The sequence below is a fragment of the Lactobacillus kimbladii genome (genome assembly GCF_000970755.1).
GTDB lineage: Bacteria > Bacillota > Bacilli > Lactobacillales > Lactobacillaceae > Lactobacillus > Lactobacillus kimbladii.
Genome location: NZ_KQ034007.1, coordinates 192,840 through 207,248, shown reverse-complemented (window position 1 = coordinate 207,248; position 14,409 = coordinate 192,840). Strand labels below are relative to the sequence as shown.

General features: G+C 36.7%; 19 protein-coding genes. 2 read left to right on the top strand and 17 right to left on the bottom strand.

The genetic code is table 11. The features are described 5' to 3' along the window. Positions 1-47: 47 nt before the first annotated feature. The 9 genes from JF75_RS01455 to yaaA form a co-directional block, all read right to left on the bottom strand. Positions 48-596, bottom strand: a complete 549-nt coding sequence (locus JF75_RS01455) for an NADPH-dependent FMN reductase (protein WP_046331552.1) — start codon at positions 594-596, stop codon at positions 48-50. A gap of 11 nt (positions 597-607) precedes the next feature. Beyond that, complete coding sequence (locus tag JF75_RS01450) at positions 608-1,147, bottom strand: NADPH-dependent FMN reductase (protein WP_046331551.1); 540 nt, start codon at positions 1,145-1,147, stop codon at positions 608-610. 143 nt (positions 1,148-1,290) lie between these two features. Then, a complete protein-coding gene (locus JF75_RS01445) occupies positions 1,291-1,908 on the bottom strand; it encodes a TetR/AcrR family transcriptional regulator (protein WP_046331550.1) in 618 nt (205 codons plus the stop codon). Between the two features lie 111 nt (positions 1,909-2,019). After that, complete coding sequence (locus tag JF75_RS01440; RefSeq protein ID WP_046331549.1) at positions 2,020-2,241, bottom strand: hypothetical protein; 222 nt, start codon at positions 2,239-2,241, stop codon at positions 2,020-2,022. Positions 2,242-2,736: 495 nt separating this feature from the next. Then, the gene (locus tag JF75_RS01435; RefSeq protein ID WP_046331548.1) at positions 2,737-3,411 is read right to left on the bottom strand and encodes an ABC transporter ATP-binding protein; all 675 of its coding nucleotides are present in this window, start codon (positions 3,409-3,411) and stop codon (positions 2,737-2,739) included. 1 nt (position 3,412) lies between these two features. Then, entirely contained in the window at positions 3,413-4,474 is a 1,062-nt protein-coding gene (locus tag JF75_RS01430; protein ID WP_046331547.1) for an ABC transporter permease, read from the bottom strand. Continuing rightward, entirely contained in the window at positions 4,474-4,995 is a 522-nt protein-coding gene (locus tag JF75_RS01425) for a TetR/AcrR family transcriptional regulator (RefSeq protein WP_046332895.1), read from the bottom strand. The genes JF75_RS01430 and JF75_RS01425 overlap by 1 nt, the downstream gene beginning before the upstream one ends. Positions 4,996-5,133: 138 nt before the next feature. Then, complete coding sequence (locus JF75_RS01420) at positions 5,134-5,739, bottom strand: histidine phosphatase family protein (protein WP_046331546.1); 606 nt, start codon at positions 5,737-5,739, stop codon at positions 5,134-5,136. A gap of 43 nt (positions 5,740-5,782) precedes the next feature. Further along, the gene (gene yaaA, locus JF75_RS01415; RefSeq protein ID WP_046331545.1) at positions 5,783-6,550 is read right to left on the bottom strand and encodes a peroxide stress protein YaaA; all 768 of its coding nucleotides are present in this window, start codon (positions 6,548-6,550) and stop codon (positions 5,783-5,785) included. A gap of 56 nt (positions 6,551-6,606) precedes the next feature. On the opposite strand from yaaA, the gene JF75_RS01410 reads away from it, so the two are divergent. Next, positions 6,607-7,278, top strand: coding sequence for a hypothetical protein (locus JF75_RS01410; RefSeq protein WP_046331544.1), 672 nt, complete (start codon positions 6,607-6,609; stop codon positions 7,276-7,278). Between the two features lie 122 nt (positions 7,279-7,400). On the opposite strand, the gene JF75_RS01405 is transcribed toward JF75_RS01410, so the two are convergent. The 7 genes from JF75_RS01405 to ulaG all read right to left on the bottom strand — a co-directional run bounded on the left by JF75_RS01405 (position 7,401) and on the right by ulaG (position 13,122). Beyond that, entirely contained in the window at positions 7,401-8,096 is a 696-nt protein-coding gene (locus JF75_RS01405; protein WP_046331543.1) for an L-ribulose-5-phosphate 4-epimerase, read from the bottom strand. An 11-nt stretch (positions 8,097-8,107) separates the two neighbouring features. Then, positions 8,108-8,989, bottom strand: coding sequence for an L-ribulose-5-phosphate 3-epimerase (locus JF75_RS01400; protein ID WP_046331542.1), 882 nt, complete (start codon positions 8,987-8,989; stop codon positions 8,108-8,110). A gap of 72 nt (positions 8,990-9,061) precedes the next feature. Then, on the bottom strand, positions 9,062-9,700 hold the full coding sequence (locus tag JF75_RS01395; protein WP_046331541.1) for a 3-keto-L-gulonate-6-phosphate decarboxylase UlaD: 639 nt from the start codon (positions 9,698-9,700) through the stop codon (positions 9,062-9,064). A 12-nt stretch (positions 9,701-9,712) separates the two neighbouring features. Continuing rightward, positions 9,713-10,015, bottom strand: coding sequence for a PTS sugar transporter subunit IIB (locus tag JF75_RS01390; protein WP_046331540.1), 303 nt, complete (start codon positions 10,013-10,015; stop codon positions 9,713-9,715). 21 nt (positions 10,016-10,036) lie between these two features. Beyond that, positions 10,037-11,530: a PTS ascorbate transporter subunit IIC gene (locus JF75_RS01385; RefSeq protein ID WP_046331539.1), complete on the bottom strand. Its 1,494-nt coding sequence runs from the start codon at positions 11,528-11,530 to the stop codon at positions 10,037-10,039. 5 nt (positions 11,531-11,535) lie between these two features. After that, positions 11,536-12,012, bottom strand: a complete 477-nt coding sequence (locus tag JF75_RS01380; protein ID WP_046331538.1) for a PTS sugar transporter subunit IIA — start codon at positions 12,010-12,012, stop codon at positions 11,536-11,538. A 36-nt stretch (positions 12,013-12,048) separates the two neighbouring features. Continuing rightward, positions 12,049-13,122, bottom strand: a complete 1,074-nt coding sequence (gene ulaG / locus JF75_RS01375) for an L-ascorbate 6-phosphate lactonase (protein WP_046331537.1) — start codon at positions 13,120-13,122, stop codon at positions 12,049-12,051. Between the two features lie 202 nt (positions 13,123-13,324). Here ulaG and JF75_RS01370 point away from each other — a divergent pair, with 202 nt between their 5' ends. Further along, positions 13,325-14,086 carry a DeoR/GlpR family DNA-binding transcription regulator gene (locus JF75_RS01370; RefSeq protein ID WP_046331536.1) on the top strand — a complete coding sequence of 254 codons (762 nt, stop codon included), beginning with the start codon at positions 13,325-13,327 and terminating at the stop codon, positions 14,084-14,086. A gap of 71 nt (positions 14,087-14,157) precedes the next feature. Here JF75_RS01370 and JF75_RS10720 read toward each other — a convergent pair whose 3' ends face one another. After that, a complete protein-coding gene (locus JF75_RS10720; RefSeq protein ID WP_280682931.1) occupies positions 14,158-14,289 on the bottom strand; it encodes a hypothetical protein in 132 nt (43 codons plus the stop codon). Positions 14,290-14,409 lie beyond the last annotated feature (120 nt).

The window sequence follows — 14,409 nt, the reverse complement described above, 5'->3', positions numbered from 1 at the left end:
GCTCCTATCCGGTTATTTTACTCTCTACCAGTTAAACTGGCAAAAGTTTATTTATGTGCTTGCTCAACAAACTTAAAGAAGTTATCCATCATGCCATCTAATTGCTTGATAGTAGCTTCATCAGTCAATTCTCCAGTTTCTTTGTTAAACTTATCTGGAGCTTGACCAATTAAAACTTCATTGCCTGGTAAAACATTTGCACTCATATCAGGTGAAAGCAAAATTTCACGCATATCTTCTTGAGCACGACCAGTACCTTGTGCACCATACGATGCACCAGCAACAGCAACTGGCTTCATCTTCATAACATTAGGGCCTGCATGTGAACCAAGCCATTCAAGACTGCTCTTTAAAGCAGCAGGAATAGTATGGTCATATTCAGGAGTAGTGATTATTATACCATCAGCATTCTTAACGTCTTCAATCCAGGCCTTAATAGTGTCATCAGCCATTTCTGTTCTGCAGAAAGGTGTCAATTTATCGACTTCTTTTACTTCAATATCTGCTTTGTCACTATAATGCTTGGCAATAAATTGTGCTAAAAAGCGATTATAGGAAAAAGGTGCATTTGTACCAACAATTGCTAATATTTTCATTCTCGACCCTCCTACTTAGTTACTTGTGCGTACCAACTATCAACTTCACCGAAAAATTGACCTAAGAATTTAACGGTCGACTCATCTTTCAAGTCACCATTATCATCAAACTGTGTTGGTGCAACACCCATCATGAATTCATCACCGTTAAAGACCTTAGCGCCAAAGCCTGGTGCAGTCAACAAACTCTTCAAACGACTTTGTGAACGAGATCCACCTTGTGGCATTGGTGAAGTCGAAACAATAGCAACTGGCTTGCCCTTAAATGGGTGAGTTACACAAGATAACCACTCAAGTGCACTACTTAAAGCACTAGTAACAGAGTGTTGTTGCTCAGGAGAACCGATTAAAACCAAATCGGCGTCCTCAATTTCTTTAGTTAAGGTTTGAATTGCTTCTGGAGCATCTTCACCCTCTTTAAACATTGGCAACCCTTTAACAGTTGCAAACTTAAAATCATACTTGTCGGCAAAATGCTTAGAAATAAATTTAAGCAATGCCTCATTAAATGAATTATTGGCATTTGAGCCACATAATGCAAGGATTTTCATAAAAACCACCTTTCAGGAAAACTAACTTCAAGATTTATTATAGCATATTCGTATCTTTTTAACATGTTCCTTGTTTCAGATAGTTTTAATAATTTAATAACTGCTCACAACCAATAATTTCCTTGCCAATAGAGCATTAAAGTCTATTTCTTATCTTTGTCCTTGTCTTCGTTAGTATCAAATAAAGAAATTTTACTTGTCTTGCTTAGCCAGTCATTTAAGATTGCATCATTAATCTGTGCCGTTAAAACATTTATAATTTGTGTTTGTGTAAATGTTGCAATTTTATTAACTATTAATGAAGCAATACCACTGGTGGTAATCCAGTTAGCAATGACAACACTTCTAATTTTATCAGTGGAATAATTACTATCCGGATACTGCTCCTTAAATTTTTCAATACCAAAATCAATCAATGTATCGGCGATAATTTTACTACCAAATTTACCGTCAACAAACATCGCCCTGAAAAGATTTTCTTCTTCTTTAGCAAAATCAATATACGATAAATCCATATCAATTAATGGCTTACCAGTATAACTTTTTTGCAAAATATTATTCTTTAAGTTGTCCGCAATTTTACGCAAAACCTCTTTGCGCAAATCTTCCATACTATTAAACTCAAGATATAAAGGCTGAGTGGAAAAATGACCAGCCTTGGCAATATTGCGAGCAGTCAAACTCTCAATGCCGTCTTTAACAACCATTTTGTAGGCAATACTTAAAATCTTATTTCTTCCTATTTCTTTTTTTCTAGCCATTTGGTTTTTCCTTGATTAACTTTAAAACGTACTATTTTATAAACCAGTTTTCCTAGAGACAGTATTACTACTATTGAGACTTCATTTAGCCAAATATTTGAAATGAGTCAATTATTCCTCATTATTTAAAAATTCATCATAATAAGTCGAAACCATGTCGCTTACTTCTTCTTTGCTCAAACCTTGCGCAGCGCAATAGGAAAAGAAAGCAGCGGAAAGAATATAGCCTCGTTCAGAATCATCTGTTAGATTGTCTGAAAAAGTCATATTAATACTATGGTTTTGATAATCGGTTGACAACTCAATTGACTTATCTTCAGGGATATCATTCATTATTATACCTCTACATGAATAGCTTTACTCAGTAATATATCATACTTGTACCGCTAATAAATAAAATAAAAATTATACCAAACTAAAACATATACTCAAAAATACTTTTTTGTTATTTTAGCAAAGAAATCATTATTTTCTAGTAATTTACTCAAGCAGTTAAAAAACAAATTTTATAATTCCGCTTTTAATTACATTAGTTATTTTAATCCAAAAAATAACATTTTCTTTTCACTAATAAGAATAGTAAATTTAAAAGTACTTTGTCAAGAGCAAAGTACTTTTTTCTAACACAAAAGAATTAAGGATTTTTCTGTTAAATTTAAACTTTTCGAAAATATTTTTAATTAATAACATCGTTCATACTAAACTAAAATTATTACAAATAATAAAATTACTATTAACAAAAAAAGATTAGTTGATTTTTCGCTTTTAATTAAAATAATTTTTACAGTTATTTTTTATATTGTTATTTTTATTTGCAAAATTTAATAACTAAAACGCTTGCTTAATTTTGCCATCCATCATCTCATAAATGTGGTCTGCGTATTGCTTTAATCTTGGATCATGCGTTACCAATAAAACTGCCTTGTTATATTTTTTGGCAAGATTTTTAAACAATTGTCCTACTTCTGCCACATTTTCACTGTCAAGTGAAGCAGTGGGCTCATCTGCCAACAAAATTTGAGGATTAGCGTAAAGAGCACGAGCAATTGCTGCCCGTTGCTGCTGACCGCCTGATAATTCACTCGGATATTTATTAAGTAAAGAATTGATACCAAGCTGTTTTAATAATTCCTGCAATTTTTCTTGATTAATATTGCCTGCTTTCTTTACCTTATTAACCAGTTCAAACTGCTCTCTAATCTTTAAAAATGGTACTAAATTATAAGCCTGCAACACAAAACCCAGCTGCGTTAGTCGTAAATGATCACTTGCTCTTGCGGAAATACGCGCAATATTCTGACCATTGACAATGACTTCTCCTGTAGTTGGTTTTTGCAAAGAACCAGCTATTGTTAAAAAGGTGCTTTTACCTGCCCCTGAAGGCCCCATGATTAAGACTACTTCACCTAGATTGGCTTTAAAATTGATATTTTTTAGAGCAACGACTTGTGCAGCTCCAGTGCCATAAACTTTTTTAACATTTTTTAATTCGATAATTGCCATATTATTCACCTATTGCCTGCGCTGGATCTACCTTTAAAATTGATCTGATTGGAATTAAACTGCCAATAATTGCCGTTAACAGCAAACCTACTGTACCTGTCAGTATAATTTCTGGCGTGAAGCTGATAGGAACCGCGGCAGGTAAAACTTTGACTGTCACAAACATTGCTGCCAAAGCAATAATTAATCCAGTCAAAACTAATATAATTGCCTGGCTAACGGTCGCTTTTACTAAAGTGCTGCTAGAAATTCCCTGAGCACGCATGACCGCATAATTATGCATTTTTTGCATTGTTAAAATGTACAGGAAAACTGCGATTATAATTAATGAAATAATGTATAAAAAACCGATCATCAATTCAAAAGTCATATTTTGTGCTGTATATCCTGGAAGCTTTTTAATAAATTGGTCAATGGGATAGGTTTTGCTATCTTTATAATTATATTTGTAGTCATGATTACGGGAAATTATAGCTGAAGCCTCTAAAGTTGGCATCCCTTGCCGCAGTTTTTTCCAAGACCCCAATGTCCCGTAAATAATTGGAGCAATATTAATTTTCGCATTCTTAACAAAGCCAACAATTTTGTACTTTCTACTTGAGCCGTTTAGTGCCAGTTTGTCACCTATTTTGTAACCCTTAGTTTTAAAGGCTTGGTCAACAGCCACCTCATAATTCTTTTTCGCTCTTCTACCCGCAATAAGTTCCTGATCATGATAGATAAATTGTTTCTTTTTAACCCCAATAAATTGTGCCGAAATCTGGAGGCGTCCGGCTTTCTTAACTACCACTGGAATTTGACCTAGCAATGCTTCATCTTTAGATAATGAGGCCTTTTTTAAATCGCTTTTGGTTAAAAATGACTGACTCATGCTTACGTTAGCATTCTTGTTTAAGACTACTTTTTGAGCATCCCAAGATTCAAGTGCTTGCGTATTTTCACTGGCCAAGCCAGTTGCCAGCGCAGATAAGACAAATATGAGATAACTAATCAAAAAAATCATTAAAATTATTAAGCCATAACGTAGTTTCTCTCTTTTTATTTCTTTAATTGCTAAAAACATTAGTTCTTTCCTTTGTTTAACAGTTCCAAGCTCGCCTTAAAGCGAGTCATAAGTGCTGATTTTTGAACTGGATTTGCTAATACCAAGCGAATGGTGGCATGACTCAGCACCATTGCACTCCAGTTCTGCGGATTTAATTCAGCCAAAATTTTGGGTGAAACAGGATGACCAAGGGAACTTTCGTTATACAAAATATGCATCTTTATTAATCCCGCATATGTACTTGTCTTCATTTCTTCAATAAAATGAACAACATTATCATAATATTGTTGTGAATCAAACTGCGACTTTATTTTTATTGGTAAATGAATACTTTTTAGAGCCAACTTGTACATATAATGATATGCATCTTCTAAATCAGCAAAATATTTGTAAAAAGCTCCGCGTGCGATGCCCGTTTCTCTCACTATCCGTGCTACTTGCGCTTTGGCCAAAGGATAGTTGCTGAATTCTTTTAATAACGCACTTTCAATTTTCTTCTTTTTGCCAGCAGGCAAGTTAATAAAAGTTGACTTAGCCATTGCCCTAATCATCCCTTTTTTCTTCAAGTGACATCGTGTCACTTTATAAAAATAATAGTTCATTAATCTTTAGTCGTCAATTATAAAGCTCGCATAATTGCTTTCACAAAAAAAGCCTCTTGAATGAGACTTAGTACGTTATGCGAAGGTTAATATACGGTTATAATAATTTGCCCGAGGAATACCATTACGATAGGAAACTTTTGCTAAAGCGCAATTATCCATAGTATCAAAATAATTCATATCACCATGCGTAAAATAGTGGGCAAACATCATTCTGATTAAAGTACCATGACAAAATACGAGCACTTTTTTAGTCAAATAATTCTTTTTCATATCATCTAGAAAACTGCCGCACCTTTGGTCCAGTGCCGCAAAAGATTCGCCACTCGGGGCATACTTTATATATTCAGCCGCAGCTTTCCCCCAAGGATCTATGGCATCAGGATATTTTTGCCCCAGCTCTGAAAGAAAATGACCATCCCATTCGCCAAAATTAATTTCCGTTAACCTCTGATCAATTTTTATCTCTTTTTTTCCCTTAGTAAAAATTTCAGCGGTTGTCAAAGACCTCTTTAAAGGGCTTGAAAAAACCACATCAAATCCTGAAGGATCGAAATTGGCAGCAGCTCTTTCAGCACTTGCGCGTCCAGATTCATCTAAATCATGATCAAAAACGGAACCTTGAATACGACCAGTTTTATTTAAATCTGTCTGCCCGTGACGAACAAAAACAATTTCCATAATAGCCTCACATTTCTATATCTTAAATTTTGTTACTAATTTTTTAGCGCCGTTTGAAATCGAACTCTGTCCTGAAAACATAAGTGTCATTAGTACTAACTTCTGACTCAAACCTAAAACCAAAATCATGAAAGTCCTGCAGCTGCTCCGGTGCAGCTAATTGGTTTTCAGCAATATAGCGCACCATCTCTCCGCGAGCCATCTTGGCATGAACCCCAACTGTTTTCCACTGACCGTTTTTCTTTTCTTGAAAGTCAACAGAAATCATCTGCCTGCCATTCTTAACGTATGGGGTGACATTGCGCGAGTATTCTTTAGAAGCCAAATTAATCAACACCTGATCTTCATGAAAAAGATTGTCTGCAATTGTCGTGCCCCAAAATCGGTATAAATTTGGCTGCTTAAAACCCTCTACTTTATTTTTCATTTCCAGTCTGTAAGGCCACACTCCATCAAAAGGCCGCAAAACACCGTACAAACCTGATAATATCCGGACATTTTCTTGCAAGTAAGATAAAGCGGGCTTAGTGAACAGGTCGGGAGCCATATATTGATATTGAATGCCAGAATAGGAAATAATGGCAGGAGTTAAACCATCTTTTTGACTCAAGTTTAGAGTTTTAATCTGCCCTTGACCTTCTTTAGTTGTACGCTCACTAGATTGCCAGATTTTTTGTAATTCATTAAAACTGCATTTCTTTAAAAAAGCGGCTAATTCTTGAGCTTGAGCTAAAAATTGTGGGTGCGTCCTTGCAGAAAAAGAATCATTATCAACTGTCATTTTCATTGCTGGTGAAATAATAATTTTCATCTTTACCACCTTTTGGGTTAAACTTATTAATAATATCTACTGAAGGAGAGAAATCAATGAATCCTGATTTTGCCATCGTATTAAATTTTAAACTAAAAAGCGCAAAAGATGTAGACGCGGATTTTTTAGTTCAAACTGCACGTAATATAGGTGCCCGTGCTGTCAGCGTTGACGCCCAGCAAACCGCTTTTAAAAAAGCTTGTGCAAAATACACTATTGCTTTGGTCGATGCAGAAACTATTAAAGAAAGTTGTGATTTAGTCCCAGCAGATGCAGTTGCAAAGTTGGTAGCAAATCGTAAAGATGGGCAAAAGACGATAATTAATATTCCAGTTACCGATAATGGCAAGCTGTCCTCTGAAACCGAAACTATGCTTAAGCAAATCAACAACTGGATGCATCTTTTTGGTCACGCTTTTAATGAAGGCGAGCCATGCACCCTCAAGGCTGCTCAAAATAATGCTTTTGTATTACAAAACAGACACGTGCACTACCAAAAGTATCTTTTTGTCAAAGCACCTCTGCCAGAAGCAATTAAAGTCCAAGGTTTAGCTAATAAGCCTAATCGCATCGAAATGATTGAGCACAGGACTGAGCTCGATTTCACTTTTGCTGATAATGAATTGAGCATCAACTTAAAGGATGTGCCTGAAAGTGATTTTGCCTGGCAGGTAATTCGGATACAAGAACACCGGCCAGAAGACGACATTAAAGAAACTAAATATTAGCAGCTTAACAATTCCAAATTAAAAACTGATAAACCTTGTTAAAATTATGCCACTTGAATAAAAATTCAGCCTGCATCGTCAAACAAAGACTTATCAGTTTTTTTAATAAATCAGTTTTTATTTTACCGTTGACCGTAATAAGCATTCGGACCATGTTTACGGTAGTAATGTTTATCCAGCAAATACTGCGGTAATTCGGAATTCTGATGGGTTAACTCTAAAGTGTGAAAGTCTTCTTCTGCCACTACTTCCAACACCTTGGCATTATAAACAGCTTTTGCAGGAGTTGCACCCCAAGCAAACGGGCCATGCTGACTGACTAAAGCTGCTGGTGTAGCTTCGTAATCAAGATTACGTTCTTTAAAAGTACGCACAATTGTCTTCCCGGTATTGCCTTCATAATCTTCCTCTATTTCTGCCTTAGTCAAGGCATCAGCAGCGGGCACAGCAGTATAAAAGGTATCTGCATGAGTTGTGTTCAGTGCCGGAATATCCATTTTGGCAGCCGCAAATGAAACTGCCCAAGGTGAATGGGTGTGCACAATCCCACCAATTTTAGGAAAATGATTATACAAATAAGTATGGGTTGGTGTGTCTGATGACGGATTTTTGTCTCCCTCAACTACCTCGCCTTTTAGATTGATAACCACTAGATCTTCTGGCTTCAGCTTCTCATAAGGGACCCCAGAGGGCTTAATTACAAATAAGCCTTGCTCTCTATCTATTCCTGAAACATTGCCCCAAGTAAAAGTCACCAAATTTAACTTGGGTAGTGACATGTTAGCCTCATAGACTTCTTCTTTCAATTTTTCCAGCATCTTATTCTCCTTTAATTTACCTTTTCTTGAGTAATGCCTACCCGTTTAAAAATATCATCAAAAAATGCCTTGGCACTTTTTACTTCATCAAGTGCATTGTCATCACCATTATCTCCAGACCACATTTCAATAGTAAAACTGCCGTTATAATCTAATCTGACTAAAGTACGGAGCAAACCAGTAAAATCAACGCAGCCCTGACCAAAAGGCACATTCTTAAACTGACCCTTAAAAGTTGGGGTAACTTTTTTACTGTCTTTTAAATGAATGGCACAGATAGTATCAATGTATTTTTCAAGTTGGGCCGGCACATCGTTTTCAGGCCATGCACTCAAATTGCCTAAGTCAGGATATGCCTGCAGCCACGGGCTTTTAGCTAAATCATGATAATGGGCAATCTTAGGCAGGCTATTAATAAAAGGATCATCCATCGTTTCAATTGACAGCATAATATTTTTCTTGGCTGCCATATGGACGCATTTAATCAGATTTTCAACGTAATATTCTCTGGAAGTCATAGTCTTTTTTTCATAATAAACATCGTAGCCGGCCATTTGAATATTGTGAATGCCCAAATCGACACAAAGATCAATTGCTTTTTGCATCATTATCAAGGATTTCTCGCGCATTGCCGGATCAGCTGAACCTAGGGGGAAGCGTCGGTGACCTGATAGCATTAAGTTATTTATCCTGGTATTTGTCTCCCACATTAGATTACGGATTTCATTTCTCTTTTCTCGTGTCCAATCTAAGCGTGCTAAACGTTCATCGCTTTCGTCAACTGAAAATTCTAAAAAATTAAAGCCCAAGTCATGTGTTAATTCAAAAGTTTCCCGCCACGACAAGTTCTGGGGCAAAGCTTTTTCATAGATTCCTAAAGCATTAACTGTCATTATTCTCTCCTCATATTTATTAAAAAAGGGAAAATGAACGTTCGTTCACTTATCCCCTTTTTTAGTATTTAATTAACCCCAAATTCTGTTGATTTCGTCTTTAAACTGTTTGGCAACAGCGTGTGGGTCATCTGCTTCTCTGATTGCACGACCAGCAATAAAGGTATAAACTGGAACTCCCTTAAACAGCTTTAAAATTTCGGGATGAACGCCACCTGTAACGGAAACCTTAAAGCCCATATTGATCAGATTTTTGACATTTTCAACATCCTGCTCCGACCATTTTTGGCCAGCAAACTTGGCGTCACGACTTTGATGGTAAACTACCTGATGAATACCGTGATCAAGCCATTCCTGCATTCTTTCTTTATTATCCCAGCCTTCATAAAGTTCTACTTGAACTTCAATTTCCTTTTGTGCATTGCTCATAGTAGGAACAGTAGCTGCGTTAATGCATGTCATCCAATCTGCACCAGCATCTTTGCATGATTGACCACACTTTGTACCAGCATCAGCACATTTAATATCAGCCAGCAAGATTTTATCTGGAGCCATTGCACGCAGGTTCCTAACCGCACTTAAGCCATCTTTATAAACCAGAATGGTCCCCGCTTCAACAACATCAATTACGTCTTCTACTTTACGTAAAACTTCTATGGCTTGCGCAGTATTATCACTGTCTAAAGCCACTTGTAATTTTGGTAAATCCATTATTTTCTCCTATTACTTTTTAAACTTTGTGGGAATGTCAGAAGCATTTACTTTGTCTTCAACTTCTTTAGCCGAAATAACATTTTTTATGCCGATGACCTCACCGCCACGCTTTTTAACTTCATCAAACATATTGATAAATGGAATTGAGGTAAAAACTACGTCATAGTTACGCGCAATACCTTTTGCTTCTGAAATGGAAGTATGATCAGCTTGAGTTACTTGGTAGCCCATCTTCTCCAATGTCTTCTTGACAGTCCGCAGCAGCATTAAGCTCGTTCCTGAACCATTAGCACACGCAGTCAAAATCTTCATATAGAATCGTCCTTTCTCTAGTTATTCTTCTTTATTATTTAATTTCTTCCATGCTGGGTAATCTTCAGTGATCATAAAGTAACCTTCGGGATCGGCACGGTACTGTAATTGTGGAATAGCTAAAAGTAAAATAATGATTACTGCTACACCGATATAGCCGAGATATTTCATGATTACCGTGAAGAATGGCCAAACAGTAGCCCAGTCAAACATGCCGAGGTAGCCACCGTATCTTGCCATACCTACCCAGGTAGCGATTAAAGCTGAACCTGCAACTTGGATTAAGCCAGAAATGAACGGCATAATCATCGCACACTTATAGCCTCCACGGTCATTTGAATAAAGGCCTATAGCGGCATTGTCAAAGAACAGCGGAATAAATCCGGCTATGACTAAAGTTGGGGAGTGGAAAACAAGCAATAAGATAATCATAGTAAATTGGCCTAATGCACCAAACATAAAACCAATAGTTTGTGCATTTTGGGAGCCAAAGCCTAAGGTGGCAGCAACATCAATCCCAGGTACAGCTCCTGGCAGCCAGCGATCTGAAATTCCCGTGAAGGATTCAGTTAGTTCATTAACGAAAGTTCTGACGCCAAGCTGAAGGATTGCCAGGTAAACTGAGAATTGCAAGGCTGTTTGCAAAATGTAAAAGATAAAACTTTGACCCTTTTGCATAAAGTGAGCCTTGGTTAAGTAATCTGGCCCCAGAACTACTAAAATTGCGCCGATAAAAATCAACATTAAGATTGAAGTTGATACCATATTGTCATTAAAGATTGACATAAAACTTGGCAGTTTAATGTCTTCAAGTCGTTTGTTTTTACCATTGCTCTTTTTCACCGAATGCTTTTCAATCATTTCGGAAAGCTTGGCAAAAAAGTAAATACCAAACATCTGCTGGTGAGCAACAGCAAAACCGGCTCCATCAGTTAGTTCCTGAGTGATACCAACAGTCAGGTTTGAGCCTACAGCCCAGTAGAGTCCTAAAATCAAACTCATGATTGCTAAAATCGAAAAGCGGTTTAATTTAGGAAAACAGAACAATATCAACCAAAAGGCAGTTGCCGCCTGTTGCACCTGCACATTGCCCGTAGTAAATACGGCCCGCAGCTTAGTGTATTTTGAAAATCTGACCAATAAGATATTAATAATATAGGCAAATAACAGTAAAAGCATTGTGTCCGCAAATGAACGACCAAAGCGCTGCATGATACCGGCGTTAACGGCATTTTGCCCAAAATATGGGTCGATAATCATCGCACTAAGATGAAAACGATCTTTAAGACCTACAAGAATCGGTCTGAAAGTGTTAACTAAACCACCAGACCCGGCAGCTAATATAAAGTAGCCAACTGTAGCCTTTAAAAAACCTGACAGAACTTCATACCACTTTTTACGTTCCAAAATATAGCCAATGAGAACGATGAAGCCGATCATGAACGCTGGTTGATTTAAAACATTAGTGGCAAAGTAGCTCCAAATAGCTAATAAAGCATTTAAAATATTTTGCATTTTTCTTACCTGCTTTTTTCTTTACTCTTATCATGTTTTTGCATGACTTTTTGATAATCTTGTAAATTCTTCACTTTGCGTAGGTCTTCAATCATGTCATCTTCCATCAGCAAGTTGGAGAGGTTAGCAATATTTTTCATATGAGTAGGGTTATCTTTAGCAGCCAGCATAAAGAAAAGTTGCGCATCTTTTTCTGAATCATTTGGGTCAAAGGAAACTGCCTCTGGGAATATTGTCAGACCAATACCAGTACCTAAAACCTCCGAACTGTTGGCTTGCGAATGGGGCATTGCCACACCGGGAACAATCACAATATACGGTCCATATTGTTTGACGTCTGCAATTACCTGATCAATATATTTATCCGTGACAAGATTATTTTTCTTCATTATTTCACCGGATATCCTGATGGCTTCCTGCCAATCTTTTGGGTGTTTCTGACTAATATTAATCAAGTGATTTTCTAAAAAATATCTGAGCATGATTTCCTCCTACCAAATTTTTAATGAAAAAGAGAATTATAGTAATTCTGGGAATGGTAAGTCAGGATCATTCTTAAATGCATCATGAAAGCCACGATCGTACATATATTCAAATTTATCTTTATCTTGAGGGAAGTTAAATTCTCCACCGACTTGCCAAATGTAAGGCTTAAATTGATATTGTAAGCGGTTCTTTTTTCTGTTCCACAGAGCCAAAATATCTTTAGGATCGCTGTAGAAGTTTGTCCAAATGTCATAGTGCATTGGGATAATAACTTTTGTCTTTAAAGCTTCAGCCATGCGTAAAACTTGTGAATCATCAAGTTTATCCGTAATTCCGCGTGGATTTTCACCATATGCACAAAGGGCTACGTCAACTTTATTTTCGTTACCATGTTTCACAAAAGTGTTAGAATAGTGTGAATCGCCTGAATGGTATAAGTTTCCACCTGAAGTTTCAACGAGGTAGTTAACTGCTACTTTAGCCATTTCTATTGGCTTAGTACCTGCCAATTTAACGTTCGGATCATCTTCTGTAACAAGTTCAGTCCGGTCAAAAGCTTCTAAAGCCTTGATTGTTACTGAACCAACCTTAACTTCATCTCCAGGTTTAACTACAGTGATTTTTTCTGCCGGAACGCCCCATTCTTCCCATTCATCAGCTACGCCTTGAGGGCCGATAAATTTTGCATTAGGGCAAAACTTGTTAACACAAGCTGCTGTATAAATATCCAAGTGGTCGTGGTGAGTATGAGTAACGCACAGTGCATCTAAATCTTTGATAGCAAATGGGTCAATTACGTAAGGCTTATTACGTAAATTAGGTTGTAAAGCCTCTCCACCTGTCATTCTCATCATTTGGTGTCCTTGACGCATCTTGCCATCGCCATGAGTATGTTTACCAGTACCGTTCCACATATCGATTGCAATATTCGTACCCTCATGTGTTTTAAGCCAGGTACCCATGCAACCTAGCCACCAGATTGCAAACGATTTTTCTGGTACCTTTTTGGCAGCAATTTGCTCGTTTAAGAAAGTTCCCCATTCTGGGAAATTATTTTCTGCAAAAACTTGTGGTGTCACTTCATTAATATTAGTTGGCTTCGTCATTTTTTCCTCCTATGTTCTTTTTATCCTTGTTTTCATGTTAAATTATATTGTAGTATGTTATCGCTTTCAACCATATTAAAAGATAATTATTACTTTTTATGGTGTTTTTACAAAAAATAAGTTATTTTATTGATAATTATCATATTTTATGGTAATTTTTGTTACTGAAAATAAATAGTTGTTATTATGGTGAGAATTTAAAATGAAGAACTCGTATCAAGAAATCAAAAATAGACGCCAAAAAATCATTGATTTACTTAACCATCAAAAAAAGATCAGCTTAGATGAATTGAGTCAAAAGCTGAACGTTTCTATTATGACAGTTCGCAGAGATTGCAGCAATCTGGCTAATCAAGGCAAGATATTGCAGGAAAAAGGCATCATCTCGTTAGTAAAGCCCGAAGAAGTTCCTTTTACTGATTCTGTCAGCTACATTAAACAAAGGCTCGGCGAAGAAGCAGCTTCTCACATTGAGAAACATAACTGGGTTTTTATCAATTCAAGTACTACCGCTTTTGAGGCGATCCCGTACTTACTCAAAAAAGACGTCAATATTTTGACCAATAATGGCTATGCCGGAAATTTAGACATGCGTGCCAGTAACAGCCAAATTATCCTAAGCGGTGGCAATGTCACTCGCAAAATGATTATGAGCGGTGACTTGGCAGTTGAACCTTTTTTAAAAATCTTTGCCGACTGGGCAATTATCGGCTGTGCGGGTTTAAGCCTTAAGCGAGGCATTTCAACACCTTTTATGGAAGAAGCCAAAGTAAACAAAGCTATTATTAGGCAGTCCCGTAAACTAATAGTGGTTGCTGATTACAGCAAATTTAACCAATTTTCTAATTTTGTAATCGGTCAGGCCAGTGATATAGACTTATTGATCACTGATTCTTTTACGCCTAGAGATACGGTTGAAGGGTTCATCAAAGCTGGTGTGCAAGTTATCCAAATACAGTTATAAGCAAAAAAGCAGGGGTGAAAAAGTTTATTACTTTTCATCCCTGTTTTAATTCGTTCAGAAATAAAGTTCGCTTATTTAAGATATTCCAGAGGCTGCTCAATATCTGTTTCTTTTTTATCCTGCGGAATATCTTTATTATTCAAAATTTCAATTGCATGTTGCACTAATGAATAAACCTGTTTATCGTCATTACTGTCAATCACCAGATAACTGATTTTAAAGTATGATTCTAACTTTGACGTATCTTTTCTTCTAGTGCTTTTTTAATTAAAAATCTAAAAATTGCCTTCATATTGCGCGTCTTGAAGTTAACCCTCTAGATT

Coding starts and splice junctions, on each gene's coding strand:
- JF75_RS01435 (WP_046331548.1), bottom strand. CDS start 3,411: ATGGCAATTATCGAATTAAAAAATGTTAAAAAAGTTTATGGCACTGGA.
- JF75_RS01395 (WP_046331541.1), bottom strand. CDS start 9,700: ATGGATTTACCAAAATTACAAGTGGCTTTAGACAGTGATAATACTGCG.
- JF75_RS01445 (WP_046331550.1), bottom strand. CDS start 1,908: ATGGCTAGAAAAAAAGAAATAGGAAGAAATAAGATTTTAAGTATTGCC.
- JF75_RS01455 (WP_046331552.1), bottom strand. CDS start 596: ATGAAAATATTAGCAATTGTTGGTACAAATGCACCTTTTTCCTATAAT.
- ulaG (WP_046331537.1), bottom strand. CDS start 13,122: ATGACGAAGCCAACTAATATTAATGAAGTGACACCACAAGTTTTTGCA.
- JF75_RS01405 (WP_046331543.1), bottom strand. CDS start 8,096: ATGCTGGAAAAATTGAAAGAAGAAGTCTATGAGGCTAACATGTCACTA.
- JF75_RS01390 (WP_046331540.1), bottom strand. CDS start 10,015: ATGAAGATTTTGACTGCGTGTGCTAATGGTTCAGGAACGAGCTTAATG.
- JF75_RS01400 (WP_046331542.1), bottom strand. CDS start 8,989: ATGACAGTTAATGCTTTAGGAATCTATGAAAAAGCTTTGCCCCAGAAC.
- JF75_RS01425 (WP_046332895.1), bottom strand. CDS start 4,995: ATGGCTAAGTCAACTTTTATTAACTTGCCTGCTGGCAAAAAGAAGAAA.
- yaaA (WP_046331545.1), bottom strand. CDS start 6,550: ATGAAAATTATTATTTCACCAGCAATGAAAATGACAGTTGATAATGAT.
- JF75_RS01380 (WP_046331538.1), bottom strand. CDS start 12,012: ATGCTCAGATATTTTTTAGAAAATCACTTGATTAATATTAGTCAGAAA.
- JF75_RS01430 (WP_046331547.1), bottom strand. CDS start 4,474: ATGTTTTTAGCAATTAAAGAAATAAAAAGAGAGAAACTACGTTATGGC.
- JF75_RS01440 (WP_046331549.1), bottom strand. CDS start 2,241: ATGAATGATATCCCTGAAGATAAGTCAATTGAGTTGTCAACCGATTAT.
- JF75_RS01420 (WP_046331546.1), bottom strand. CDS start 5,739: ATGGAAATTGTTTTTGTTCGTCACGGGCAGACAGATTTAAATAAAACT.
- JF75_RS01410 (WP_046331544.1), top strand. CDS start 6,607: ATGAATCCTGATTTTGCCATCGTATTAAATTTTAAACTAAAAAGCGCA.
- JF75_RS01450 (WP_046331551.1), bottom strand. CDS start 1,147: ATGAAAATCCTTGCATTATGTGGCTCAAATGCCAATAATTCATTTAAT.
- JF75_RS01370 (WP_046331536.1), top strand. CDS start 13,325: ATGAAGAACTCGTATCAAGAAATCAAAAATAGACGCCAAAAAATCATT.
- JF75_RS01385 (WP_046331539.1), bottom strand. CDS start 11,530: ATGCAAAATATTTTAAATGCTTTATTAGCTATTTGGAGCTACTTTGCC.